General features: G+C 39.6%; 20 protein-coding genes, 2 tRNA genes and 1 pseudogene. 6 read left to right on the top strand and 17 right to left on the bottom strand.

The genetic code is table 11. From position 1 onward, the window contains the following. Positions 1 to 7: 7 nt before the first annotated feature. From P20429_RS00860 to P20429_RS00880, 6 genes and pseudogenes are all read right to left on the bottom strand, one after another. Positions 8 to 81 (bottom strand) — tRNA-Cys (locus tag P20429_RS00860). Positions 82 to 113: 32 nt separating this feature from the next. Further along, positions 114 to 189: transfer RNA gene (locus P20429_RS00865), tRNA-Gly, on the bottom strand. A gap of 212 nt (positions 190 to 401) precedes the next feature. Next, positions 402 to 948, bottom strand: a pseudogene (gene pgsA, locus P20429_RS19975) (CDP-diacylglycerol--glycerol-3-phosphate 3-phosphatidyltransferase). Between the two features lie 42 nt (positions 949 to 990). Beyond that, on the bottom strand, positions 991 to 2,814 hold the full coding sequence (gene uvrC / locus P20429_RS00870; RefSeq protein WP_021032122.1) for an excinuclease ABC subunit UvrC: 1,824 nt from the start codon (positions 2,812 to 2,814) through the stop codon (positions 991 to 993). A gap of 9 nt (positions 2,815 to 2,823) precedes the next feature. Then, positions 2,824 to 3,474, bottom strand: a complete 651-nt coding sequence (gene uvrY / locus P20429_RS00875) for a UvrY/SirA/GacA family response regulator transcription factor (RefSeq protein WP_002963136.1) — start codon at positions 3,472 to 3,474, stop codon at positions 2,824 to 2,826. Positions 3,475 to 3,582: 108 nt separating this feature from the next. After that, positions 3,583 to 4,734 (bottom strand): dicarboxylate/amino acid:cation symporter, encoded by a 1,152-nt coding sequence (locus P20429_RS00880; protein WP_007587010.1) that lies wholly within the window; start codon positions 4,732 to 4,734, stop codon positions 3,583 to 3,585. 362 nt (positions 4,735 to 5,096) lie between these two features. On the opposite strand from P20429_RS00880, the gene cysK reads away from it, so the two are divergent. Next, positions 5,097 to 6,065, top strand: a complete 969-nt coding sequence (gene cysK, locus P20429_RS00885; protein WP_002963138.1) for a cysteine synthase A — start codon at positions 5,097 to 5,099, stop codon at positions 6,063 to 6,065. Positions 6,066 to 6,207: 142 nt separating this feature from the next. After that, entirely contained in the window at positions 6,208 to 6,642 is a 435-nt protein-coding gene (locus P20429_RS00890) for a hypothetical protein (protein ID WP_007587009.1), read from the top strand. Positions 6,643 to 6,984: 342 nt separating this feature from the next. Here the strand turns inward: P20429_RS00890 and P20429_RS00895 are convergent, their stop codons facing one another. Continuing rightward, on the bottom strand, positions 6,985 to 9,261 hold the full coding sequence (locus P20429_RS00895) for an acyl-CoA dehydrogenase (protein WP_007587008.1): 2,277 nt from the start codon (positions 9,259 to 9,261) through the stop codon (positions 6,985 to 6,987). 167 nt (positions 9,262 to 9,428) lie between these two features. Between P20429_RS00895 and P20429_RS00900 the strand changes: the two genes are divergently transcribed. After that, a complete protein-coding gene (locus P20429_RS00900; protein WP_007587007.1) occupies positions 9,429 to 11,276 on the top strand; it encodes a M2 family metallopeptidase in 1,848 nt (615 codons plus the stop codon). Between the two features lie 67 nt (positions 11,277 to 11,343). On the opposite strand, the gene P20429_RS00905 is transcribed toward P20429_RS00900, so the two are convergent. From P20429_RS00905 to P20429_RS00940, 8 genes are all read right to left on the bottom strand, one after another. Next, the gene (locus tag P20429_RS00905) at positions 11,344 to 12,147 is read right to left on the bottom strand and encodes a putative porin (RefSeq protein WP_007587006.1); all 804 of its coding nucleotides are present in this window, start codon (positions 12,145 to 12,147) and stop codon (positions 11,344 to 11,346) included. Between the two features lie 664 nt (positions 12,148 to 12,811). Then, positions 12,812 to 13,606 carry a putative porin gene (locus P20429_RS00910; RefSeq protein ID WP_002962833.1) on the bottom strand — a complete coding sequence of 265 codons (795 nt, stop codon included), beginning with the start codon at positions 13,604 to 13,606 and terminating at the stop codon, positions 12,812 to 12,814. Positions 13,607 to 13,807: 201 nt separating this feature from the next. Further along, a complete protein-coding gene (locus tag P20429_RS00915; protein ID WP_007377979.1) occupies positions 13,808 to 14,182 on the bottom strand; it encodes a PH domain-containing protein in 375 nt (124 codons plus the stop codon). Continuing rightward, positions 14,182 to 15,090, bottom strand: a complete 909-nt coding sequence (locus P20429_RS00920; RefSeq protein ID WP_007377980.1) for an ABC transporter ATP-binding protein — start codon at positions 15,088 to 15,090, stop codon at positions 14,182 to 14,184. Before P20429_RS00920 ends, P20429_RS00915 begins: the two co-directional genes overlap by 1 nt. Continuing rightward, a complete protein-coding gene (locus P20429_RS00925; protein ID WP_007587000.1) occupies positions 15,087 to 15,914 on the bottom strand; it encodes an ABC transporter permease in 828 nt (275 codons plus the stop codon). Before P20429_RS00925 ends, P20429_RS00920 begins: the two co-directional genes overlap by 4 nt. A gap of 143 nt (positions 15,915 to 16,057) precedes the next feature. Continuing rightward, complete coding sequence (locus P20429_RS00930; protein ID WP_007586998.1) at positions 16,058 to 17,239, bottom strand: cystathionine beta-lyase; 1,182 nt, start codon at positions 17,237 to 17,239, stop codon at positions 16,058 to 16,060. 9 nt (positions 17,240 to 17,248) lie between these two features. Next, positions 17,249 to 18,169, bottom strand: coding sequence for an NAD(+) diphosphatase (gene nudC, locus P20429_RS00935; RefSeq protein ID WP_007586996.1), 921 nt, complete (start codon positions 18,167 to 18,169; stop codon positions 17,249 to 17,251). Between the two features lie 174 nt (positions 18,170 to 18,343). After that, positions 18,344 to 18,847 (bottom strand): NYN domain-containing protein, encoded by a 504-nt coding sequence (locus tag P20429_RS00940; RefSeq protein WP_007586991.1) that lies wholly within the window; start codon positions 18,845 to 18,847, stop codon positions 18,344 to 18,346. Positions 18,848 to 18,997: 150 nt separating this feature from the next. Between P20429_RS00940 and P20429_RS00945 the strand changes: the two genes are divergently transcribed. Together P20429_RS00945 and P20429_RS00950 are read left to right on the top strand one after the other, a co-directional pair. Further along, a complete protein-coding gene (locus tag P20429_RS00945) occupies positions 18,998 to 19,621 on the top strand; it encodes a hypothetical protein (RefSeq protein ID WP_007586990.1) in 624 nt (207 codons plus the stop codon). Continuing rightward, a complete protein-coding gene (locus P20429_RS00950) occupies positions 19,621 to 20,364 on the top strand; it encodes a DUF3307 domain-containing protein (protein ID WP_007586989.1) in 744 nt (247 codons plus the stop codon). The genes P20429_RS00945 and P20429_RS00950 overlap by 1 nt, the downstream gene beginning before the upstream one ends. Before the next feature lie 127 nt (positions 20,365 to 20,491). Here the strand turns inward: P20429_RS00950 and P20429_RS00955 are convergent, their stop codons facing one another. Together P20429_RS00955 and P20429_RS00960 are read right to left on the bottom strand one after the other, a co-directional pair. Further along, complete coding sequence (locus tag P20429_RS00955) at positions 20,492 to 21,886, bottom strand: DEAD/DEAH box helicase (protein ID WP_007586988.1); 1,395 nt, start codon at positions 21,884 to 21,886, stop codon at positions 20,492 to 20,494. A gap of 200 nt (positions 21,887 to 22,086) precedes the next feature. Continuing rightward, positions 22,087 to 22,926 carry an isopenicillin N synthase family oxygenase gene (locus P20429_RS00960; RefSeq protein ID WP_007586986.1) on the bottom strand — a complete coding sequence of 280 codons (840 nt, stop codon included), beginning with the start codon at positions 22,924 to 22,926 and terminating at the stop codon, positions 22,087 to 22,089. Between the two features lie 267 nt (positions 22,927 to 23,193). On the opposite strand from P20429_RS00960, the gene P20429_RS00965 reads away from it, so the two are divergent. Next, complete coding sequence (locus P20429_RS00965; protein WP_007586983.1) at positions 23,194 to 24,396, top strand: bifunctional alpha/beta hydrolase/OsmC family protein; 1,203 nt, start codon at positions 23,194 to 23,196, stop codon at positions 24,394 to 24,396. Positions 24,397 to 24,415: the final 19 nt, after the last annotated feature.

The following is a 24,415-nucleotide window of genomic DNA, read 5'->3' as shown; positions in this document are numbered from 1 at the left end:
GTTGAAATGGAGGCGGAACCCGGAGTCGAACCGAGGTAAACGGATTTGCAATCCGGTGCATGGCCACTCTGCCATTCCGCCCCAATACTGGAGTAATAACCTTGAGATAAACTTGGAGCGGTACACGAGGCTCGAACTCGTGACCTCGACCTTGGCAAGGTCGCGCTCTACCAACTGAGCTAGTACCGCATTTTATTTATCAGTTATTTGAATTAACACATGATGATTTATGTGAACATTCAGGTAACTGATTAATTACCGTTTTGTTTATCTCGGGGGCTATGCCCTCTCAACACGGACGCATTCTACAGAGATTATTAAACGCGTCAATACAAAAAATGCTAGTTTTGAACTGTTTGCTTGTTTTTTATCTAAAACGGTGCGTTATTATACATTTAGAGTTAATTTTTAGTCAATTCACCCCATGCTGCACGTAAATATTGCATCATAGAACTCAAGGTTAAAAAGGTCGCAATGTACAGTAGTCCAAAACTTAAATAGTTCATCCACGTATCATATTGCCAAATCAAACCGATAATGGCTAACATTTGTGCAGCCGTCTTTATTTTACCCATATTTGATACAGCTACATTACCACGCTTACCCTGCTCTGCCATCCATTCACGAAGTGCAGATATGATAATTTCACGGCTTATTATAATAAGAGCAGGTATTGTCATGTACATTGACTGGTACTGATCAGATAACGCTACAAGTGCAGCACATACCATTACTTTGTCAGCAACAGGATCTAAAAAAAGCACCAAAAGGAGTTGATTGCTCAAGCTTTCTTGCCAAATAACCGTCTAATATATCGGTGATCGATGCAAGCCAAAAAATAAAGGCGGCAGCAAAAAAAGCCCAGCTATAAGGCAAATAAAATATCACCAAAAAAACGGGGATAAGAAAAAGTCTAAATGTTGTGAGTGTGTTTGGAATATTCCACATAACTACTTGGATATGTCTTTTTTGCTATATTCGCATGTAGGGCTAGCCCTTGTCATGCAAATGGTTAAATATCTTCTCAGCCATGTCAGGGCTGATCCCAGGAACTTTCTTTAACTGTTCTATATTAGCAGCTTTTACACCCTGCATGCCCCCTAAATATTTTAATAATGTTTGGCGACGCTTAGAACCTACTCCATTTATTTCTTCTAGTAGTGATTGTGTACGTTGTTTTTGTCGTTTATTACGATGCCCTGCAATAGCAAAACGGTGAGACTCATCACGTATATGCTGAATCAAATGAAGCGCAGGCGCATCTGAATCCATCGGAATGGTTTTGCGTCCACCGTCAATCAATAGTGTTTCAAGACCGGGTTTACGACTCGTTCCTTTTGCAACACCGACTAATAAAGGCATTTTAGTGTGCGGCCAATTAGAAAAGTACTGCTCAGCGCGTCCTAACTGCCCCTTACCGCCATCAATAAAGATAACGTCTGGAATTTTGTCTTCGTCTACTAACTTGTTATAGCGCTTGTTAAGTGCAAATTCCATTGCAGCATAATCATCGCCACCTGTAATACCTGTTACGTTGTAGCGCCTATACTCTTTTGTATTTGGGCCTTGTGAGTCAAATACAACACAACTTGCAACGGTGTTCTCCCCCATGGTGTGGCTTATATCAAAACACTCCATTCGGGTAATATCGTCAAGTCGCAGTGTTGCTTTTAATTGTGCATAACGTTTATTAATAGAGTCTTGGGTACTTTGTTTAACCGCAATACTGTTTAATGCATTTTTATTGGCCAGTTGTAAGTATTGCGCACGCTCACCACGAGTGACCACTTTAAGGATTACTTTGCGCTCACTTATTTGTGTAAGCGCTTCGCCGAGTGCCCCGCTCTCTTCTATTTCAAACGGTAATATGATTTCTTTTGCAATACGCCCTGTTGCTCCTGGCGCTAAATAGTACTGTCCTAAAAATGAAGTCAATATTTCTTGCTCACTCGAATCTTTAGGTACTTTTGGAAAATAGGTTTTACTACCAAGTACTTTATGATCGCGGATCATTAATAAATGAATGCCGTTTAACCCGTTTAAATGCGCAAAACCGACAACATCCATTTCTGCAAAGTTGCCAGAAATAGACTGTTGCTCCTGCATTTTACGAAGTAGCATTATTTGGTCGCGAACTTTTGCCGCCAATTCAAAGTTTAATTGCAGGCTGGCTGCTTCCATTTTTTTTATTAAATCAGCAATAACTTCGTGAGATTTACCCGTTAAAAATTTACGAACATAGTCAACTTGCTCACTGTAATCATCATCAGTTACTTTATTTACACATGGAGCTGAGCAACGTTTAAGTTGATATTGCAGACACGGGCGACTTCTTGCGCGGTAATAAGCATCTTCACATTGACGAACAGGAAATATTTTTTGCATTAAGCGCAAGCTTTCAGATACCGCTCCTGCGCTTGGGAAAGGCCCAAAGTACTCACCTTTAATTTTACGACTGCCACGATGAAATGCTAAACGAGGGTGTTTATGGCTAGTGAGTAAAATATAGGGGTACGACTTATCGTCGCGTAATAATATGTTGTACCGAGGCTGATATTTTTTTATTAGATTATTTTCTAGCAGCAGCGCTTCGGTTTCAGTATTGGTGAGGGTGACTTCAATGTTACAAATATTACTCACTAAAACGCGTGTTTTGCTATCGGTAATGTTACTTCTAAAGTAACTGCTCACACGCTTTTTTAGATGCTTTGCTTTACCAACATAAATAACTTGGTTGTCACTATCAAGCATGCGGTATACGCCCGGCTCACTTGATAGCGTTTTGAGAAAATGTACGTGATCGAATTCAGACATAAATTATAGTTAGTACGAAACGTCTATATCAATCATTTTATGACGAATAGCTAAATGGGTAAGCTCAACATCACCACCTACATTTAACTTTTCAAACATACGGTAACGATAGCTATTTACTGTTTTAGAGCTTAGATTTAAGCGTTCAGCTATATTTTGTGCTTTTTCACCTTTGGTGATCATAAGCATAATTTGCAGTTCGCGCTCAGATAAACTCTGAAAAGGGTTTTCATCTGTGCGGCCTGTCACTTGTGCAAGCGCTATCTGCTGTGCAATTTCAGGTGCAATGTAACGCTGACCAGCATGAACACAACGAATGGCACGAACCATTTCATCAGAACCTGCACCTTTAGTTAAAAAGCCATGTGCACCAATTTGCATTACCTTGCTCGGAAACGGGTCTTCACAATTAACAGTAAGCACAATAATTTTTACATCTGGGCAGTAACGACAAATCTTTTTAGTCGCTTCTAATCCGCCCATGCCTGGCATATTCATATCCATTAATACTATGTTTGGCGCATGCTGACGACAAAACTGTACAGCCTCTTCGCCAGTTTTAGCTTCGCCAATTACTTTAAACCCTCGTACGTCATCAAGAATACGCTTGATTCCTGTTCGTACAAGTTCATGGTCATCAACTAAAAGTACATTAATCAATGGAACATCCTCACTTACCTAACAACATGCAATTTAATTAAATTAATTTGCCACAGTAACATACATAAAGCGAAACAATAATTAATATTATTGCCTCGCTCTAATAGTTTAAGATGACGATTTTTCGCTAAATCTGTCAACCCATAATGCAATGATACCATCACCCGTTACATTACACGCAGTACCAAAGCTATCTTGTGCTAAATAAAGTGCAATCATTAATGCAACAGCACCTTCATTAAACCCAAGCATGCTTGTTAATAAACCAAGCGCCGACATGACTGCACCACCTGGAGCACCCGGTGCTGCAATCATTACTACACCTAACATCATAATAAATGGCAGCATACCCATCAATGAAGGAACTTCCATGCTTGGCGATAAAAACATAACAGCCATTGCACAGGTTACTATAGTGATAGTTGAGCCAGATAAATGAATAGTCGCGCAAAGTGGCACTGTAAAGTTAGCTACATCTTCTTTAACGTTATTTGCTTTACTTGATTGAAGCGATACTGGAATCGTTGCTGCACTTGACATAGTACCTAACGCTGTAAAGTAAGCTGGTAGCATATTTTTAACTAATTCGATTGGATTACGTTTTAACAATATACCTGTCGCTATATATAAAACGCTTAGCCATAACCAATGCATAACAAGCGCTGCAATTAGTACTACACCAAATGTTTGCAACGTATCTACCACAGTGCCTGCCACCGTCATTTCGGCAAATACGCCAGCAATGTAAAATGGTAAAGCTGGAATAATTACTTTCGATAATAACCCGTCCACTACATCACGACCCTGATCAGATACCTTTTTAAGCGTATCAAGTTCTAGTTGGCTCATGCCTATACCAAATACAAAAGCAGTCACTAATGCGGTCATTACACCCATCAGAGGTGGAATTTCTAAATCAATAAAACTACCTATTTCAGTAGCAACTTCTGCTTCAAATGTAATGCCACCACTTAAAAAAGGTATAACAGCACTTACTAATAAAAATGCAAGCGTACCTGCAATAATGGTAGAGCTGTAAGCAAACCCGACTGTTTTACCAAGTAAGTGACCAGACCCTTTTGGTAGGCCAGCAATACCCGATGCAATAAAAAATAAAATGATAAGAGGGATGGTAAAGGAGATAATTTGACCAATCAGCTCTTTTACTGTAAATAAAAGTTCAACACCAGTTATAGGTACATACAGTCCGACTAAGATACCGGCCACAATACCGGCAATTAATTTTAAGATTAACTTCATTGTGATTGCTTAATTGAATTTAGATACGTGTTTTTATCATGTTTTAGACGCATTGTGTGATAAAACTATTCAAGTTACATTCATATGCACAAATAACGAACAAATACAGCTTGATCCAATGCTCTTTCGAACATTTTTTGACTAAACGAGTTTTTACTCTTTAAATTTCAAATTAAGCCCGCACCTATAATAACTAAAGCACCGTTAATAATTGATTTTTATTTCGGCTGGTTATAAGCCCAATAGATATATGTTATAGCCAAACTTTACTTTAGTTTTTTTAAACTCACAGTAAAGTGTGTTTATATAGTTAGTAGCAAAGGCTATTAACACGTTGATCAGATTGCATCCAAAGGAACATTATGTCTACTATTTTTGAAGATAACTCACTAAGCATCGGTAATACACCGCTGGTAAAACTTAACCGTGTTACAGGTGGGAATGTATACGCTAAAGTTGAATCTCGTAATCCAAGCTTTAGTATCAAATGCCGCATTGGTGCATCGATGATTTGGGAAGCTGAAAAATCAGGTCAGCTTGTTGAAGGTAAAGAACTTATAGAACCAACATCGGGGAACACCGGTATTGCACTTGCATTTGTTGCAGCAGCACGTGGTTACAAGTTAACACTTACTATGCCAAACACCATGAGCCTAGAACGTCGCAAGCTATTAAAAGCATTAGGTGCAAATCTAGTGCTTACCGACGGTGCTAAAGGTATGAATGGCGCAATTGAAAAAGCAAAAGAAATTCAAGCAACAGCACCTGATAAGTATATTTTATTACAACAATTCGAAAACCCTGCAAACCCAAAAATTCACTTTGAAACAACAGGCCCTGAAATTTACGATGCGCTTGACGGCAAAGTAGACTTTTTTGTAGCAGGTGTAGGTACTGGTGGTACTATTACAGGTGTTAGCCGCTACCTTAAAACAGAAAAAGGTTTAAACGTTAAGTCTATTGCTGTTGAGCCAACTAACTCTCCTGTTATTAGCCAAACGCTTGCCGGTGAAGAAATTAAACCTGGCCCTCATAAAATCCAAGGTATTGGTGCTGGCTTTATCCCTGGCAACTTAGATATGGACTTAATTGATGGTGCCGAGCTTGTATCTAACGAAGACGCAATTGCAATGGCGCATCAGTTAATGAAAAAAGAAGGTATTTTAGTCGGTATTTCGTCAGGTGCTGCGGTTGTTGCAGCTAAGCGAATTGCTGAAAAACCTGAAAACGCAGATAAAAATATTGTTGTTATTCTACCTAGTGCAACTGAGCGTTACTTATCAAGCCCAATGTTTGATGAAGAATTTAGTGAGCAAGAGTTAGTACAATAAGTAATTTTAAGATTTTTAAAAGGATGCTTTAGGCATCCTTTTTTATTATTTATTATCCAATTTTCTATTTATTGCCCCCCATACCTTTACATCTTCCTAGATAAACCACACACTTTAAAAAAACTAATTAATAATAACTAATATGAAAAAAATCACGAGTTTATTAAGTTTGGTTATCTGTTTATTTTTATCAGCCTGTGGAGACGATACCAAAACACTTGGCGACACTCCTGGCGATACAGCAACCGCTTATTTTGATGCGCTTTATAACCAGCAAGACCTTCAAAAAGCCAGCACCATGGCAACACCCAATCTTACGCGCATCATGAAATCCTACGGCACTGCAAAACAGTTTTCCCGTAACTTAGTAAATATGCAATATGATGAAGTAACCATTGAAGTTGATATGACCAATATGAGCATCCGTGAACAATACGGTGATAACGCCAAAATAAACCTTATTTTTACCGGCTATTTAAATGGTGATAAAATTGACGAAATGCGCAGTGTAAAAATGCTTCGTAAAAAGGGCAAATGGTACATAGATAAAATAGTTGCCGACCCTTACGCTCGTTAAAATAAATGAATTAAACATAAAAAGGCCTTACATTTGTAAGGCCTTTTTCGCTTTAGCTAGGGCGTGTTGATCTTTGTGGATTGAAGTTTGTTCAATCTAGGGGCGATTTAATCGCGGCGCGAGGTTTGTAACCTAGTGGGCTAAGTAAAAACCGAGCAACAAAGAGTTAATCGTCCCTAGAAAGAACCCAAAGGGCAGCGCATGTTTGGCATTTATGCTGCGTTATCGCCTATTTATGGGGAATAACCACACTACATAGGCTCTGCCTTGCCTAAAAACCAAACAGCCTGCTGCAAATTCAACCACGAAGGGTCATCACGCCCTAGTATTTAAAGTACTGCGCTACAGCTCACCTGGTTGAAAATTATCAACTGCAATGGCTTTCTTTCGTAACTTATTAGCGTGATGCATTGCATCAGCATCCGTTTGCTCTAATAACTTATTTTCAAGCGCATAATTTATAGCGCCTTCAATATCAAGCGTTGCAGGCACACTGCCCTTACGCTGCCATTGTTTTAGGTCTTTAAACTGCGCCTGCATATCATGCATAGCTAAAAATGCGCTTTCCATGACCCCTGTACCTGCATTTTCATCTACATAACATAAATGCGTTAAGCGGTTTCTAAATACACCCGGTTGAGTCATACGCTCACAAATACTTTGTGCAATTTCATCACTTGGTCTGTGGTAATGATTTCCAAGCGGGAAGACGATACGTTTAAGGGTAAAATTAACAACCGGGTTTGAAAAGTTTTTAAAGAAGCCATTAAACGCTTGGCCAATTTCAAATAATGAGTTCTCAATAGCATATTTTACAAATGGTAAATCAGCTTGTTGGCGCCCTTCGTCTTCATAACGTTTTAAAACAGTTGATGCTAAGTACAAATGACTTAATACATCACCCAAACGTGCCGATATCATTTCTTTTCGTTTAAGCTCACCGCCAAGCATTAACATAGCCACGTCTGTGCAAATAGCTAAGCCTCGGCTCATTCTGCTCAGTTGCTTATAATAAACAGCCGTTTCACCACCTACAGGCGCTTTAGCAAAATAACTACGTGTTAAGCCATGCACAAATGCCATACCTGCATTACTTGCTGCAAATATTATATGGTTCATTAATAAACCATCAAATTGTTCAAGTGCTGCGTCGTCATCTTCCATTGCAGCGGCTTCCATTTCTTTTAAAACAAATGGATGACAGCGTGTTGCACCTTGGCCAAATATCATTAAGTTACGCGTTAAAATATTCGCGCCTTCAACCGTAATTGATACTGGAATACCCATATAGCCATGCGCCAAATAGTTATTAGGCCCTACTTGAATTCCTTTACCTGAATGAATATCCATTGCATCGTTCATTACCGTACGACCCATTTCAGTCATATGGTATTTAGCAATCGCGGTTACAACCGACGGGCTTAATTTTAAATCAATCGCACCTGCGGTCATTAATCGGCACGACTCAAGTGTGTAAGTTAAACCACCAATACGTGCAAGTGCCTCTTGCACACCTTCAAACTGCCCTATAGATACACCAAACTGCTGGCGTACCATGGCATATGCCGATGTCATTTTTGAAGCTAAATGTCCAGTTGCTGCACTCAATGCTGGTAGTGATATACCACGCCCTGCACTTAAACACTCAACAAGCATTCTCCAGCCACGCCCTGCACACTCTTGTCCACCAATGATCCAGTCCAGTGGTATAAATACATCTTTACCGTAAGTGGTACCATTCATAAAGGCCATATTAAGCGGATAATGACGCTCACCCGTTTCAACACCCGGATGATCGGTTGGTATTAGAGCACATGTAATGCCTAGCTCTTTCTTATCACCTAATAAAGCATCAGGGTCATACATTTTAAATGCTAAGCCGAGTACAGTAGCCACGGGTGCAAGTGTAATGTAACGCTTTGACCAATTTAAACGCAGGCCCATTACTTTCTCGCCATTATGCTCACCCATACACACCACGCCTGAATCAGGAATACTGCCAGCATCAGAGCCCGCCTCAGGTCCCGTTAATGCAAAACAAGGAACATCTGTACCATTAGCTAAACTTGGCAGCCAACGATCTTGCTGCTCTTTAGTACCATAGTGAAGAAGTAACTCGCCCGGACCTAAGCTATTAGGCACCATAACAGTGACTGCGGCTGTTAAGCTTTTAGTCGAAATTTTTGATACTATCGTTGAATTAGCAATTGCCGAGAACTCACGACCGCCAAATTTTTCAGGAATGATCAGCGCAAAAAAACCTTCTATTTTTAGGTAATCCCACACTTCTTTTGGTAAGTCTTTGTCTTTTTGTACAATTTGATAATCATCAAGCATCGCCAATAAGGTTTCGACTTGGTTAGCCATAAATGCGTTTTCTTTATCGCTAAGCTCTGGTTTAGGAAAGCGGTGCAGTTTTTGCCAGTCTGGGTTACCACTAAATAACTCACCATCCCACCAAACATCACCTGCTTCCATCGCCTCTCGCTCTGTTTGCGATAATGGCGGAAGCACCTTTTTGAACATTTTAAACGTAGGACGACTAATCAAGTTTAGGCGAATATCTTTAACCGCAAAAATAACCACCACCACGACCAGCAATATTATAAATATTAACATGCGCACATTCCTTACACATTGAATGAAAATAGTAACTTAATTATGACCCATCTTAATTTAAATACAATCATTGCACGACGAGTCGTGAGCCTTAACGCATTCATTTTATTGTTTTAAACATCACTGCTATTATCAACGTTTTAATAACAATAAATTAAAGGAATAGCATGACCCCCTTTCGATTTAAACTAAGTATGAGCGCCTTAATGGTAGCAAGTACTCTTGCTTTAACAGCCTGCGATGCGCAAGTAACGATAGACACTACCAATTCAGCACACACTAAAAAAGCTGTAACAGCTAAAGATGCAAATACATTTATAACAAACACAGAAAAAGAACTAAGTGCACTTTATTTAGAATCGAGCCGTGCAGAATGGATTTACGCAAACTTTATTACTCATGATACGTCGGCTCTATCGGCTGAAGTTAACCGTAAAATGACCGAAACAGTCGTGCGTTTAGCAAATGAAGCTGCAAAATACGACGAACTAGAGCTTGATTACGATGCTCGCCGTAAGCTTGATAAACTAAAACTAGCACTTACACTTCCTGCCCCACAAGACGCTGATAAAACAGCGCAACTTTCACAAATTGTCGCAGAGCTTGGCGGGCTATACGGTAAAGGTAAATACTGTAAAGAAGACGGCACCTGTTTAAGCCTTGGCGACATGACTTCAAAAATGGCCACCAGCCGAGATTACAACGAACTACTTGATTTATGGCAAGGCTGGCGTCAAATATCAAAACCAATGCGCTCACTTTACGAGCAACAAGTAGTGCTGACCAACGAAGGTGCAAAGGAGCTTGGTTATGCCGATACGGGCGCTATGTGGCGCAGTAAATACGATATGCCTGCTGATGACTTCACCACCGAGCTTGACCGTATTTGGGGCCAAGTTAAACCACTGTATAACTCGCTACACTGTCATGTTCGCGCAAAGTTAGGTGAAAAGTACGGCACCGACAAAGTACCTCAAGATCAGCCAATACCAGCGCACTTACTTGGTAATATGTGGGCGCAAGCATGGGGTAATATTTACGATGTAGTTGCACCAGAAAACGCCGATCCGGGTTACGACGTAACCGAGTTATTAGCTCAAAATAATTACGACGAACTTAAAATGGTAAAAGGGGCTGAAAACTTTTTTACCTCAATGGGTTTTGACGCACTACCAGAGACATTTTACGAGCGTTCACTGTTTGTAAAACCAAAAGACAGAGATGTGCAGTGTCATGCATCAGCATGGAATATCGATAGCAAAGACGATTTACGCATTAAAATGTGTATTCAGCGCACAGGCGAAGAGTTTTCAGTTATTCACCATGAATTAGGTCATAACTTTTATCAACGCGCATATAATAAGCAGCCTTTATTTTATCAAGAAAGTGCAAACGATGGTTTTCATGAAGCCATTGGTGACACCATTGCCTTATCGGTTACACCGGGTTACTTAAAAGAAATCGGCTTACTTGAACAAGTACCTGATGAATCTAAAGATATTGGTTTATTAATGAAAATGGCACTTGATAAAGTCGCCTTTGTGCCGTTTAGCTTAATGGTTGATCAGTGGCGCTGGCAGGTATTTTCAGGGGAAGTAGCACCGGAAAATTACAATAAAGCATGGTGGGAACTACGTGAAAAATACCAAGGAGTGCAAGCTCCTATCGCACGTAGCGAAAATGATTTTGATCCGGGTGCTAAGTACCACGTCCCGGGTAACACGCCTTATACACGTTACTTTTTAGCGCATATTTTGCAATTTGAGTTTCATCGCAGCTTATGTGAAATTGCCGGTAACGATAAAGCCATTCATCGCTGCTCTATTTATAACTCAAAAGAAGCAGGGGATAAGCTAAACGCTATGCTTGAAATGGGTTCGTCTCGCCCTTGGCAAGAGGCGCTTGAAACTGTAACAGGTAAGCCGCAAATGGATGCAACAGCAATGCTCGATTACTTTGCACCATTACAAACATATTTAGATAAACAAAACGAAGGCCGCAACTGCGGCTGGTAAATAGCGCTGAACAAAAAGCCCGCTCAAATGAGCGGGCTTTTTATTCATATTCTAATTTTCTGTTAAATTAGAACTGTAAGCTTACATTTGCAAAGTAAGCATCATAATCAGAAGCATCCCAGTTATTGCCGTAACCTGCTTTTAAACCAACATTGTTGTTGAAAAAGTGTTGGCCACCAAGAGTGTAGTCATCATTTTTATTAACTGTAACAAACACCGATGTTGCTTTGCTGAAATAGTAGTTAGATGCTAATTCCCAGTTACTTGAACCGCCATCAACATCTTCAAACTTACCTTCAACAGTCAAGTAGTTACCTTGCTGTAAATCAACAAAGTACTTAGCTGCTACTGCACGGTAATCAAACTCATCATCTGATGTTACTGTAAAGCCGATATAATCAGTGCTGTTTAACTGATGGTTATATGCTAAGTCAAACACAAACTGATTGTCAGCATCTTCTACATCAACAAACGTAGCTTTTAATACAAGGTTTGGATTAAAGAAGTAACCAGCTGAAAGTTCAATTACATCCGTGCTTGAGCCAAAATCACTATCGAGATTATTGTACTGTGCACCTAATACAAAATCTTCTACAAAATACTCACCGCCAATGCTAGTAACATCTCCAAGATCATTATCACTGTATGCACCATAAACATTTGTTTGCTTATTGATGTATTCAAATTGATCGTAAGGACCTAAAGTCGCTTTTGGAGAAAAATAATATGTTGAGTCAACACTTACTGTGTCATCACCATCTACGTCCACATATCCTACATGGCTGATTGATTGGTAAGTATCTGCGGCTATTGCAGTGGTTGCAGCACTTGATAATAAAATGCTCGAAATGATAACGGCTAATTTTTTCATTTTAAATTCCCTATAAATATTACTTTTTGATGCTTCAGCTGTCTAGCCAAAGTCGGGGCGCATCCTAACGCCAAAAAAATGAACAAAAACTGAATAAAAGGTCAGATTAAACCCGGCGGAGTTGTAATAATTTATATGCAAATGTAAATACAAAGTATCCATTAAATCTACAAGACAATATCATGTCATCATTTAAATTTAAAAAGTAACAAATACGGTACAAACTGTCGCTAAATTGAACACAACTTAATTATTCGATAAACCTCATCAATATAATTTCCTCTCACTAAATTTTTTTAATTTCTCAAAAAATTACTCTATTTAATTCATTATTTCTGTATTTATAATGAAAAATAGGTTTGTATCCGTGCATATTTTTATCTGTTTTTTTCCAATAACCATTGTTTACTAGCAAAAACAACTCCAATACTTACTATTTTATAGCTATTATCATCGACTGCACTTAATGACTTTAATAACAATTTAGCCATTCATGGCACTCTATTTATAACTTAAAGGAGTTATTTAGATGAGCATAATAAAGGCCGTAATTATGACTGGTAAAAGTTTATAGTTAAAAGCTCAAACATTTAAAACGACAAAGCCCGCTAAATTTAGCGGGCTTTTTAATATTACTTTTGTATTAACTAAGTACGGGACTTAATTAAAACTGAAAACGCATGTTAGCAAAGTACGCATCGTTATCAGAATCATCAGCGTTGTTTTCGTAACCCACCTTTACACCAATATTTTTATTGATGAAGTGTTGAGCACCAAAGCTGTAAGTGTCTTGCTTGTTGTAGTTAGCAAATACAGATGTTGCCTTTGAAAAGTAGTAGTTAGTTTCTGCTACCCATTGGTTTTCTGCATCATCAATGCTTTCGTATTTACCTTCAAAAGTAAGGTAGTTACCTTGCTGTAAATCAATAAAGTATTTAGCAGCTACTGCACGGTAATCAAAATCGTCGTCTGATGTAAGTGTAACACCTACGTAATCTGTGCTGTTTAGCATGTAGTTGTAAGCTAAATCAAATAATGCGTAATCATCGCCGTCTTTGTTTTCAACTAGTGTTACTTTTGCAAGTAAATCAGGGTTGAAAAAGTAACCACCCGTCAGTTTATAAAGCTCACTGTTAGAACCTGAATCTGGATCTAGGTTTTCGTAAGATGCGCCAACAACAAATTCATTAATGAAGTATTCACCACCAACTGATGTTAAATCGCCAAAGTCGTCATCTGCGTAGCCACCATATACGTTAGTTTGTTTATTGATGTATTCAAACTGATCGTACGGACCTAAAGTTTTTTTAGGAGATAAGTAGTAAATAGAATCTACAGCAACGGTGTCGTTGTTATCGCTATTTTTATAGCTTAGGTTACTAATTGAATTGTAGCTGTCTGCAGCAGCCGCAGTGCTAGATAATAAAATGCTCGAAATAATAACTGCTAATTTTTTCATTGTAAGACTTCCCTATGTACATTGCTTTTTATGCTCTAGCTGTATTGCTAAAGTCGAGGCACATGCTAACGTTAGGAAACTGAATGAAAACTTAACTAACCAGTTGTATTTATTAAGTTAATTGTAAGGAAGTGTTGTAAACTGTAAAATTAAAGTAGTTGCAACATCTAGTCAACAACTACTTAAAACATGTACCGCAGCTTAAAGCGCGTGTTGGCTAATAATACGATAAACATCGTTAATATTATCGCCAGACTTAAACTCTTTACTAATTGGTGTTGGATCTGAGCCAACCCATATTTTTAGCTCGGCATCTAAGTCAAAATGGCCTGCACTTTCTTTACTAAACTTGGTAATTTTAGAGTAAGCAATACTCACCATTTCCATTTTAGAGCCGGTCATACCTTGCTTATCAATTAAGATTAAGCGCTTATTAGTAAAAATAAACATATCACGTACTACTTTATATGCTTTTTCTACTTGCTCGCCGTCAATTAATGTATTGGCGAGGATTTTCTCTAAATCAGAATCGTCAACTTCGCTTGCATTACCCATAAGTCCGCTAAGTAAACCCATTATACTTTCTCCTGTTTAAATATTTGATTCTCTAATGTGTGACCATTAACTAACTGCCTGTACTGCCAGTGTTGCTGATGACAAAAATTCAGTAGTGCAATATCAAGTGGATCGCTCGTTGGCTGATACTCAACAACATATTCTTTATGTTGGCTCATATACACCCGGCTCACCCCTGCAATTGCTTGAAGCTGTTGCTCAACATTTTGATAAGCTTCGCTTAGCATTAATGTATAAAAGTGTTTATCGGTATTGTTTGTTTTTGTTTGATGCTCGCTTAGTACGCCTTTATCTAAATGAAGCACCTGTGAGCATAGTCGTTCAAGCTCAGTTAAATCGTGAGAGCTTAAAATAAACGTAGCCTGTTCACTTAATTCAGATACTAGCTCGCGTACTTCTCTGGCATGAATCGGATCAAGCCCTGCGGTTGCTTCATCAAGCATTACAATTTGTGGCGCGCCAATAAGTGCTTGCGCTATCGTAACGCGCTTGCGCATACCGTGCGATAAATCCCCTGCACGCTGCTTTGCAATTTCTTTTAAGCCAACCAAGTCAAGTACACGTAGCGCCTCAGTTTGACTTTGCTTAGCACCCATACCTTGCAGTTTTGCATAAAAAGCGAGTTGCTTATCTATATTAAAACGAGGGTCAAGTTGCGCGTCTTGCGGTAATGCACTTACTTTATTAAATAAAGCAGCGCTCCCTGGCTTATGCCCTAATATTTCAAGGCTGCCTTTACTTGGCGCTATATAGCCGCACAACAAACTAAATAAGGTGGTTTTACCCGCACCATTTGGCCCAACAAGCGCCACTGGCGCACCTTTATTAATCTCAAAGTCCACATTATTAAGCGCAAGTTTTGCACCATACGATTTACTTAAACCGCTGGCTGTAATTAATGGTCTCATAGTGAGCTCCTTGCAAAAATACGTTGAGCAATGCTTAGTAACACCGCAGTTTGCACAAGGGGAATAGCCACAGCGCTTAATAATGGTAAATTTTGCCCCGCTAATAACTCTATTTGCACACCCGGAAATAAATAATCAAGCAAGCCTAATGCGGGTATTTGCCATTGCAATATACCAACTACAATACCGCCTGCTGCAAAATATAAAATTGCCAATACAATAGATAAACGCGATGAGCGAGCAAAGGTATTTATTAACGTCATAAGTGCTACAAATGGACACAGAGTAACAACCAATATTAAAAATATAGAAAGCGCACGGGCAAAACCACCAGCCAGTAAACTTGGATCTCTAAACCCTAGTACAGCAAGCGTAGCCACAAGAGTAATGCCCACTAAGCAGGCTAATACCGCTAATTGTCCTAAAAAACGACCAAACAGTATTTCAAAGCGAGTGGAGCGCAGTGATAAAAACCTTAGTGTGCCGCGCTCTCTATCGCCCACCGTTTGGTCGCTACAAATAAATAAACCAAAAACAGGAAAGCTATATAAGGCTATTAACCAGTACATAGCAAATTCGGCCTCAGGCCAATCAAGCAGCTTACTTAAACCAATGGAGCCTGATATATCACGGGCTATTTGCTCAAAATCGGGTGCACTTACAATGCCTACTGCCTGCCCTATTGGGTAGCGCAGTATTATTAGCCACACCAATGCAAAGGCTGCTAATGCAATAAGTCCACGTTTTGTTAAAAACATACGTACAAGCTCAAATCCCGCTATTTGCGTTAATCGCCCTACGTTTATCGGTAATGGTGTTGCCATTGACTATCCTTAATGACTTTTTATTTTCTGTGTATTTATCCACACTAAGTGTAAACACCTTGAATTACCAGCAAAAAAAAGCCCACCTATGGTGAGCTTTGTAACAATACATTTAAATGTAACAGCATAAATTGCGATATAAATTATAAATGCTGCTTATAAACCTCAAGTGCTTGGCTTAAATCGCTAATTAAATCTTCAACATCTTCAAGACCAATATGCAAGCGAATAACCGGGCCTAAATCCCAACCTGTATTTGAACGCAGCCCTTTCATAGTTAAATTAGCGGTTACTAAACTTTCAAAACCGCCCCACGAAAAGCCCATTTTAATATGCTCAAGGCTATCTAAAAATGCATCAATCGCTTTTTGATTACCGGTTTTCATCACAAATGAAAACAACCCATTACTGCCATCAAAATCACGTTTAAAAAACTCATGCCCTGGGCAGGTTTCAAATGCAGGGTGGCGAATATGATCAACAAGCTCATGTTGTTCAAGCCATTTAGCTACTTCTATTGCTGCTTTTTCATGTTGATTTAAACGCACACCCATTGTACGCAGGCCTCTAAGCGCTAAATACGCATCATCGGCACTGGTACATTGCCCTAGTAAGTACGAGTTTTCGCGCAAGGTTGGCCAGTACTTTTTATTAGCAACAGCCACCCCCATCATCACGTCCGAATGGCCGACAATATACTTCGTTGCAGCCTGAATACTAATATCAACACCGTGCTCTAGCGGACGATAATGCAAACCGTTGCCGTAGGTATTATCAAGTATGGTCATTACGTTATGCTCATTGGCTACTTTTACCATAGCAGGCACATCTTGCACTTCCATCGTAATAGAACCTGGAGATTCTAAAAACAATACTTTCGTATTTGGCTGAATGTAGTCTTTAATACCTGCGCCAATGGTTGGCGGGTAGTAGGTTGTTGTAATGCCCAGCCCCACTAAAATTTTATCGCAAAAATCGCGAGTTGGTTCGTACACGTTATCAACCATTAAAATATGATCACCGGTTTTTAAAAACGATAAAAATACTTGGCTAATCGCCGCCGCGCCACAAGGGTATAGTGCACAGCCTTCGCCGCCTTCAAGTTCTGTAATCGCTTCTTGTAGCGCAAAGTGTGTTGTTGTGCCCCGGCGCCCATAAAATAACGTTTTATCGCCACGGGTTTTAGCAGCTTCTTTTAAATCTGCTACGGTATCAAATACAATGGTAGATGCACGCTGTACAACGGGATTTACTACGCCATGTGTATAGGCTTTTTTGCGCCCTGATGATACCAGCTGAGTGTTTTTATTACTTTTACTCGACATTGTTAATCCTTAAGGGTTTGTGCGCCAATGCTCAATTAAATAACGAGAGATAGAGTCGGTTCTAGGCAGTTTTAAATGCTCCCCTTCTTCGTGCCAATTACCAAATTGCTCTAAGTCTTCACGACTAAACCATTTTGCATCGTCTAGCTCTTCTTTATCTACGTTAATTTCCTCAGATGTCGCCTCTGCAAAAAAACCAAGCATAATGGACGATGGGAACGGCCATGGCTGAGATGCAACATAACGTACGTTATCAACCTCTATACCTGCCTCTTCTTTAACTTCACGCGCAACAGCTTGTTCCAGTGTCTCCCCTGGGTCTACAAATCCAGCAAGCGACGAATACATACCAGTGGGCCACGCAGCTTGGCGACCTAACAGGCATCGCTCTACTCCGTCAGCAAAGACTTTAGTAACGACCATAATTACCGCAGGATCGGTACGAGGGAATGTAGGATGCTTACAGTTTTCGTTTTCACATACACGAGAATGCCCGGCTTCCACTGAACGGTTTTTACTACCGCAGCGCCCACAAAAACGGTGCGTGGCATGCCAATAACATAACCCTCTCGCAAGGGCGGCTATTGAGGCATATTTAATGGTTACTTGAGGCCCATATTGGCGAATATCAAAAAACTGAGCGCCCTCTATTAAAGGCGTAAGTACGCTTTCATCCAGATCAGATACATCCAATGCAAACACACCATGTTTAGCATTATTTAAACCAACAAAAATAGCACTCGTTAAATCTAAATGCGCCACTTGTTGATACGTTAAATAGCTTACTTTAGGGGTATCTTTAATAAATAGGGTTTGATTATTTTTAACTAAAACCCATTTACTTTGCGCCGACATTTGCGCTTTAAGCCACGATGGGTCTTTACGAAAATTTGAGCCTCTGTCTAGTGGCATGTTGCTATAATGAAGCATGTAAGTCCTTGGTAACTCGTTATGCTTTAAAATTACCATAATCATTTAGCAAACCCAATTGATTACAGTAATAAAAAAAGCCTATATAAGGCTTAATTCATCTATTACGGCTTTGTATTAAAATCTCTCATGTTGCAGGCACTTAGCTTGCACTTTTTTAACTATTTTTTACTGTTAAAGTAGCAAAGTATTATCAATTAAATGAAATTGCTCTGCGCTTTGTTTTAATACCTCAGCGGTTAACCGGTCAGCACCGTATACATCGCACGGTACATTATATTGATTTTTTAAATGCCCAAGTAACAAAGCAAAGTCACCATCGCCAGAGAGCAAAATAACCTTATCAAGGCTTTTACCCTGCTCTAACATGTCTATTGTTATACCTACATCCCAATCGCCTTTAGCACTTCCATCACGGCGTTGAATAAATGGCTTTAGCTTTACGTCAAAACCAATCGCACGCAAAATATTTTGAAACTGATTTTGCTTTTCATCACCTCGATAAATAGCGTACGCAAAAGCACACTCAATATTGTATTGCGCCTGCATTACCCGCCAAAACGCATTGTAGTCAAAGTTTTTTCCGTAACTCTCGCGGCACGTGTAATAAATATTTTGCACATCAACAAAAATACCTACGCGTGGTTTCGTGCTTTGCTGCTCGTTTTGTAAAGTCATTTAGTGTCCTAGTGAGGATTAATAGCAATAAAAGTAACGTTATAAAATAAGTGTACCTTGCAATTTATATTTAAGTAACCTAAATTAGTTACATACCCTTATGTAACCAATATTGGTTACATATTAAAAAGTAACCATTTTGAGATTTTTATGATTGGTGTGATCAGCGGCGATATTATTAAATCGCAAACAATCCCTAAGCAGCAATACGATGCCATGCTTTATCAACTAGAGCAAAGTTTGCGAAACATTTCGGGGGAGCAAACACTTTGGAATATATACCGAGGCGATGCCTTTCAGTTACAAGTTAATAATCCTGAGCTCCTTTTTAAAAATGCCATACTTGTATATTTACACCTTAAATCGTCAGGTTATGAGCTACGGCAAAGCTTGGCACTTGGGCAAATAGATAACCCACGCAGCGATATAAAAACAGCAACCGGCTCTGCTTTTACCCTTTCGGGGCAAGGCCTTGATAAAATAGGTAATCAACGCTTTGTTTTTAATATTAATGAGCAGCAGCTTGATGAAAGCTTAAATCTTAATTTAGCCTTTGCCGACGTATTACTCACTAAAATCACGCAAAAACAAGCAAATGCCCTGTATGTCTATTTAACATCACCAGACAACAGCCACGCGGCACTGGCTAAAGAGCTTAAAACAAGTCGCGAAAATGTAACAAAACTACTAAATTTAGCGCACTACCAACTTATAGAACGCTTTATTAAGCACACACAACACGTTATAAAAAATATAATTAAAGGAGGTGAATAATGGAGTTTTCACTTTTACTGGTCGCGCTTATTATTGGCCACTTACTCGCTGATTTTTACTGGCAACCTATGAGTTGGGTAAACGACAGAAATACCCGTCATTTTAAAGCCAGTAAGCTTTATTTTCATGTACTAGTGCATGGTGTAACAAGTGCACTCATTATTACCGTGTGGGAATACACATTCGGGTGGCAGCAACTAAGCAGTGTTTTAATTGCCACGGCGAGCATTATGCTGAGCCATTACTTTATTGATATAGCTAAATCGTATTCTAATAAAGGCGTGGTGCCTTTTTTACTTGATCAAATAGCGCACATACTCGTTATTATTGCGCTCAGTATTTGGTTAACTGATAACAATAGCTTTATGGCAGCAATTAATAATATGCTCACTGATCCCAAAATACTGTGGGTGGTATGCGGTTATTTAATTATTTTAAGTCCTAGCGCCGTATTTATAAGAATGATGTTAGAGCGTTTAACAAGTAACTTTTCAAGTACTGGTAGCTTACCATTTGCAGGGCAAAGCATAGGTATGCTTGAGCGCGTACTTATGCTGAGCTTTATATTGCTTGACCAATTTGCAGGGCTTGGCTTTTTACTTGCGGCAAAGTCAGTATTTAGGTTTGGCGATTTAAGTGCAAGCAAAGATAAAAAACTTACCGAGTACGTTATGCTCGGCACACTACTTAGCGTAAGTGTTACTTTATTTGTCGGTTTGGGTATTAACTATTTAATCAGGTAGGCAATACAGTAAGTACAAATTACAGACAATAAAAAACGCGCTGCTTCTATTTATTCAAAAGAAGAGAGCGCGTTTTTTGTATCAGCCTTTAACCAAGTTCTAAATTAATTAAACGCCAATATGATCATTAATCGTTATTTGTGCGACGACGGCGTTGGCCGCTACCGCCAACAGATTCACGCTTTGCCCATGGGTTTTGCGCATTATCATCTGTTTTAGCTGCTGGCTTTTTAGAACCACCACGACGAGGGCCGGTACCATTACCACCATTGTTCGGCTTTTTACTGTTAGGCTTGCTGCTATCAGATTTAGGCTTATTAAAAGGCTGCTTTTTCTTAGGCTTTTTAGACGGCAGTGGGCGAGCATCTAATGCGCGCTCTGCTACTGGGTTAATAGGCTCAAAACCGTCTTCTTCAGCACGTGGGATAAGCTCACCAATAAAGCGCTCAATACCGTATAAGTCAACAGCATCTTCTGTTGTTACAAACGAAATCGCATGACCCGACGCACCGGCACGGCCTGTACGGCCAATACGGTGAACGTAATCTTCATATACATTTGGTAAGTCGTAGTTAACAACATGCGGTAATTCAACAATGTCTAAACCACGTGCAACAATGTCTGTTGCTACTAGTACGCGTACTTCACCACTTTTAAAACCATCAAGTGCTTTAACACGTGCGCCTTGTGATTTATTACCATGGATAGCCGCGCCTACAATGTCATCGCGCTCTAGTTGTTTAACTAAGCGGTTAGCACCGTGCTTTGTGCGGCTAAACACTAATACTTGTTGCCAATCGTTAGTGCGAATCAAGTGGCTTAGCAATGCTGTTTTACGTGTTTTATCTACCGCATAGACACACTGAGTAACACTTTTTGCAGTAGTATTTTTTGCAGCAACTGAAATTTCAACAGGGTCATTAATTAACCCTTTTGCTAATGCACGAATTTCGTCAGAAAATGTAGCCGAAAACATCAAGTTTTGACGTTTAGCAGGCATTTTAGCAATTAAGCGTTTAATGTCATGAATAAAGCCCATGTCTAACATGCGGTCAGCTTCATCGAGTACAAGCACTTCAACGCTATCAAATTTAACTGCATTTTGATTATGTAAGTCGATTAAACGACCCGGCGTTGCTACTAAAATATCAACACCTTTACGAAGACGCTGCATTTGTGGGTTAATTTTAACGCCACCGTAAACTACAAATGAGCTCACATCCGAATGCTTAGCGTACTCTTCAACGTTTTCGCTTACTTGCAAAGCAAGCTCACGTGTAGGCGTTAAAATAAGTGCACGTACGTGGTTACTTTTAGCTTTAGGGCCTGACGACAAACGCTCAATAAGTGGTAATGTAAAACCCGCTGTTTTACCTGTACCTGTTTGCGCTGCTGCCATAACATCACGGCGTTCAATAATTGCAGGAATTGCTTGAGCCTGAATCGGCGTTGGCGTTTCATAGCCCTTTTCTAAAACCGCATTAACCAAAGACTGTGATAAACCTAAACCTTCAAAACTCATATAAACTCTCTTTTAAATTAGGCTACGTTAGCCAGTTGCGCGCATTATACCTGTAGTAGCTAAGAATGCATGCCATTATTTACGTTGCGAGCAATTGAGCATAGCTTAATAAAATTAAACCTGTGCTCAAGTTGCTTAAAAATGCAAAAAACGGCCATAAGCCGTTTTATATTTATACTTAATTACTCTAAGTATAAGAGTTACTTAACACCTAACTCACGCAGGCGTTCTTGCAAGTAGCTATCTGCCGTGTAGCGCTCTGAAAGCACAACATCTGGATGCGGGTGTAAAAATAACGGTAGTGAAATACGCGATTTAGTAGATGCTTTACCCGTTGGGTTAATTACACGGTGAATTGTCGATGGGAAATACCCGCCCGACGCTTCTTGTAACATGTCGCCGATATTAATAATTAAGCTGCCAAAATCACATGGCACGTCTAACCAACCGCCATCTGTTTTTTGAACTTGTAAACCAGGCTCATTAGAAGCTGGTAATACAGTCAATAAGTTAATATCGCCATGGGCTGCTGCGCGAATAGCACCTGGCTCTTCATCACCCGTCATAGGCGGATAATGTAGGATACGTAACAATGTTTGCTCAGAGCCTGCAATCATGTCTTTTAAATCAATCGAAAACTTAGCACGTACATCAGCCGGAGATTCAGCCTGAACCCAACTTAATAACGTGCCAGCAAATTCACTTGCTAAACGGTAGTATTCACGTACATCAGCTTCAAGCTCTGCAGGAACGCGACCTTTAGGGTACACATGGAAGTACTCTTTAATGTCTTTTATTGTAAAGCCTTTCGCTACTTCAGATACTGAAGGCGGAAAGTAACCGTCTTGAGTGTCTTTAGAGAATAAAAAGTCGTGCTTTTGCTCTGAGTTAAAAAAGTCTTGCCAATTTTTGTAAATAGACTCAACTAAAGACTGTGGGATTGGGTGGTTTTTTAAAACGCCAAATCCAGTATTTCTTAACGATTCAACAAATTGTGCAGCCGCATCGGGAGCTTTATAATCAACAGTAGGTAATTGCATTGTACGTTCCAGTGAATAGGTTGTGTGAAGTGAGTTGCTTTTAATAGTGCTAAATTACTTATATAAAGTAGCAAAGCCTTCATTATAGCGCTATGCGAGGATAGACAAATGACCTCAAAAACATAAGGACATATGTCCTCAAAGCATAGTCACCGCCACTTGGCTTGATCAAGATCAAGTTATAAAAAAACGTTGAATTTGCAAGGTTTAGTAACTATCTCTGGTCTATTATTAGAATATATTTTATTTGTGTAAATAAGGCCCCCCATGCGACAAAAAGTATCTTTTAAAAGCGGCGATTTAGAACTTGCCGGCCAACTTGAACTTCCCTCTGGTGACGTTAAGTTTTACGCGCTATTTGCACACTGCTTTACATGCGGTAAAGACATTGCAGCAGCTACACGGATTAGTCGTGCACTCACACAACAAGGTATCGCCGTACTGCGTTTCGACTTTACCGGTTTAGGTAATAGTGATGGTGATTTTGCTAACAGTAACTTTTCATCAAACATTCAAGATTTAGTATCTGCGGCAAATCATTTACGTGAGCATTTTGCGGCGCCGCAACTACTCATTGGCCACAGTTTAGGCGGCGCTGCGGTACTTGCTGCTGCTGAGCATATTCCTGAAGTATCGGCTATTACAACCATTGGCGCACCGTCAGATGCGCAGCACGTAGCGCATAACTTTGAAGCACACCTTGATGAAATTAACGCAGCAGGTGAAGCTAAAGTTAACTTAGCTGGTCGTGAATTTACCATTAAAAAGCAATTTATTGACGATATAGCCAAGTACGATAAAAGCCACATAAGTAAACTTAAGCGCGCATTATTAGTAATGCACTCCCCTATTGATGCGACTGTAAATATTAGTGAAGCTGAAAAAATTTATGCATCAGCTAAGCATCCTAAAAGCTTTATTAGCCTAGATAACGCCGATCACCTTTTAACAAATAAAAACGATGCCGACTACGCTGCACAGATAATTGCAACGTGGGCAAACCGTTATGTTAAGTACGACAAAACTAAATACACGGCAAGTTTAACGGGTGGTAATGTACTTGTTGAAGAAAAAGACCATGTATTTACTCAGCACGTAAGTACAAAAGATCATACTTGGCTTGCAGATGAGCCAATAAAAGTAGGCGGTAAAAACTTAGGTCCCGATCCGTATCATCACTTATTAGCGGGGCTTGGTGCCTGTACGGCCATGACACTACGTATGTACGCTACACGTAAAAACTTACCACTGGAGCATGTTAAAGTAGAGCTTGATCACACTCGCGATTACAACAAAGATTGCGACGATTGTGAGCAAACAGGTAACCTTGAAGCCATTACCCGTAAAATCACCTTACGTGGCGACTTAACTGAGCCACAGCGCCAGCGTTTACTCGAAATAGCCGACAAATGCCCAGTGCATAAAACACTACATAATAACCCGGTTATTGTTAGTGAACTGGTAGAATAACTGCCGTGAAATTAATATA

This window comes from Pseudoalteromonas sp. BSi20429 (assembly GCF_000238895.1).
GTDB lineage: Bacteria > Pseudomonadota > Gammaproteobacteria > Enterobacterales > Alteromonadaceae > Pseudoalteromonas > Pseudoalteromonas arctica.
This window is presented reverse-complemented; position numbering and strand designations above follow the sequence as displayed.

What these genes read in the sequence shown, in the direction of transcription:
- P20429_RS00930 (WP_007586998.1), bottom strand. Translation starts at nt 17,239, where the DNA reads ATGTCGAGTAAAAGTAATAAAAACACTCAGCTGGTATCATCAGGGCGC.
- P20429_RS00925 (WP_007587000.1), bottom strand. Translation starts at nt 15,914, where the DNA reads ATGGCAACACCATTACCGATAAACGTAGGGCGATTAACGCAAATAGCG.
- P20429_RS00900 (WP_007587007.1), top strand. Translation starts at nt 9,429, where the DNA reads ATGACCCCCTTTCGATTTAAACTAAGTATGAGCGCCTTAATGGTAGCA.
- P20429_RS00895 (WP_007587008.1), bottom strand. Translation starts at nt 9,261, where the DNA reads ATGTTAATATTTATAATATTGCTGGTCGTGGTGGTGGTTATTTTTGCG.
- P20429_RS00890 (WP_007587009.1), top strand. Translation starts at nt 6,208, where the DNA reads ATGAAAAAAATCACGAGTTTATTAAGTTTGGTTATCTGTTTATTTTTA.
- cysK (WP_002963138.1), top strand. Translation starts at nt 5,097, where the DNA reads ATGTCTACTATTTTTGAAGATAACTCACTAAGCATCGGTAATACACCG.
- nudC (WP_007586996.1), bottom strand. Translation starts at nt 18,169, where the DNA reads ATGCTTCATTATAGCAACATGCCACTAGACAGAGGCTCAAATTTTCGT.
- P20429_RS00950 (WP_007586989.1), top strand. Translation starts at nt 19,621, where the DNA reads ATGGAGTTTTCACTTTTACTGGTCGCGCTTATTATTGGCCACTTACTC.
- uvrC (WP_021032122.1), bottom strand. Translation starts at nt 2,814, where the DNA reads ATGTCTGAATTCGATCACGTACATTTTCTCAAAACGCTATCAAGTGAG.
- P20429_RS00880 (WP_007587010.1), bottom strand. Translation starts at nt 4,734, where the DNA reads ATGAAGTTAATCTTAAAATTAATTGCCGGTATTGTGGCCGGTATCTTA.
- P20429_RS00945 (WP_007586990.1), top strand. Translation starts at nt 18,998, where the DNA reads ATGATTGGTGTGATCAGCGGCGATATTATTAAATCGCAAACAATCCCT.
- P20429_RS00965 (WP_007586983.1), top strand. Translation starts at nt 23,194, where the DNA reads ATGCGACAAAAAGTATCTTTTAAAAGCGGCGATTTAGAACTTGCCGGC.
- P20429_RS00905 (WP_007587006.1), bottom strand. Translation starts at nt 12,147, where the DNA reads ATGAAAAAATTAGCCGTTATCATTTCGAGCATTTTATTATCAAGTGCT.
- P20429_RS00920 (WP_007377980.1), bottom strand. Translation starts at nt 15,090, where the DNA reads ATGAGACCATTAATTACAGCCAGCGGTTTAAGTAAATCGTATGGTGCA.
- P20429_RS00915 (WP_007377979.1), bottom strand. Translation starts at nt 14,182, where the DNA reads ATGGGTTTACTTAGCGGACTTATGGGTAATGCAAGCGAAGTTGACGAT.
- P20429_RS00955 (WP_007586988.1), bottom strand. Translation starts at nt 21,886, where the DNA reads ATGAGTTTTGAAGGTTTAGGTTTATCACAGTCTTTGGTTAATGCGGTT.
- P20429_RS00910 (WP_002962833.1), bottom strand. Translation starts at nt 13,606, where the DNA reads ATGAAAAAATTAGCAGTTATTATTTCGAGCATTTTATTATCTAGCACT.
- P20429_RS00940 (WP_007586991.1), bottom strand. Translation starts at nt 18,847, where the DNA reads ATGACTTTACAAAACGAGCAGCAAAGCACGAAACCACGCGTAGGTATT.
- P20429_RS00960 (WP_007586986.1), bottom strand. Translation starts at nt 22,926, where the DNA reads ATGCAATTACCTACTGTTGATTATAAAGCTCCCGATGCGGCTGCACAA.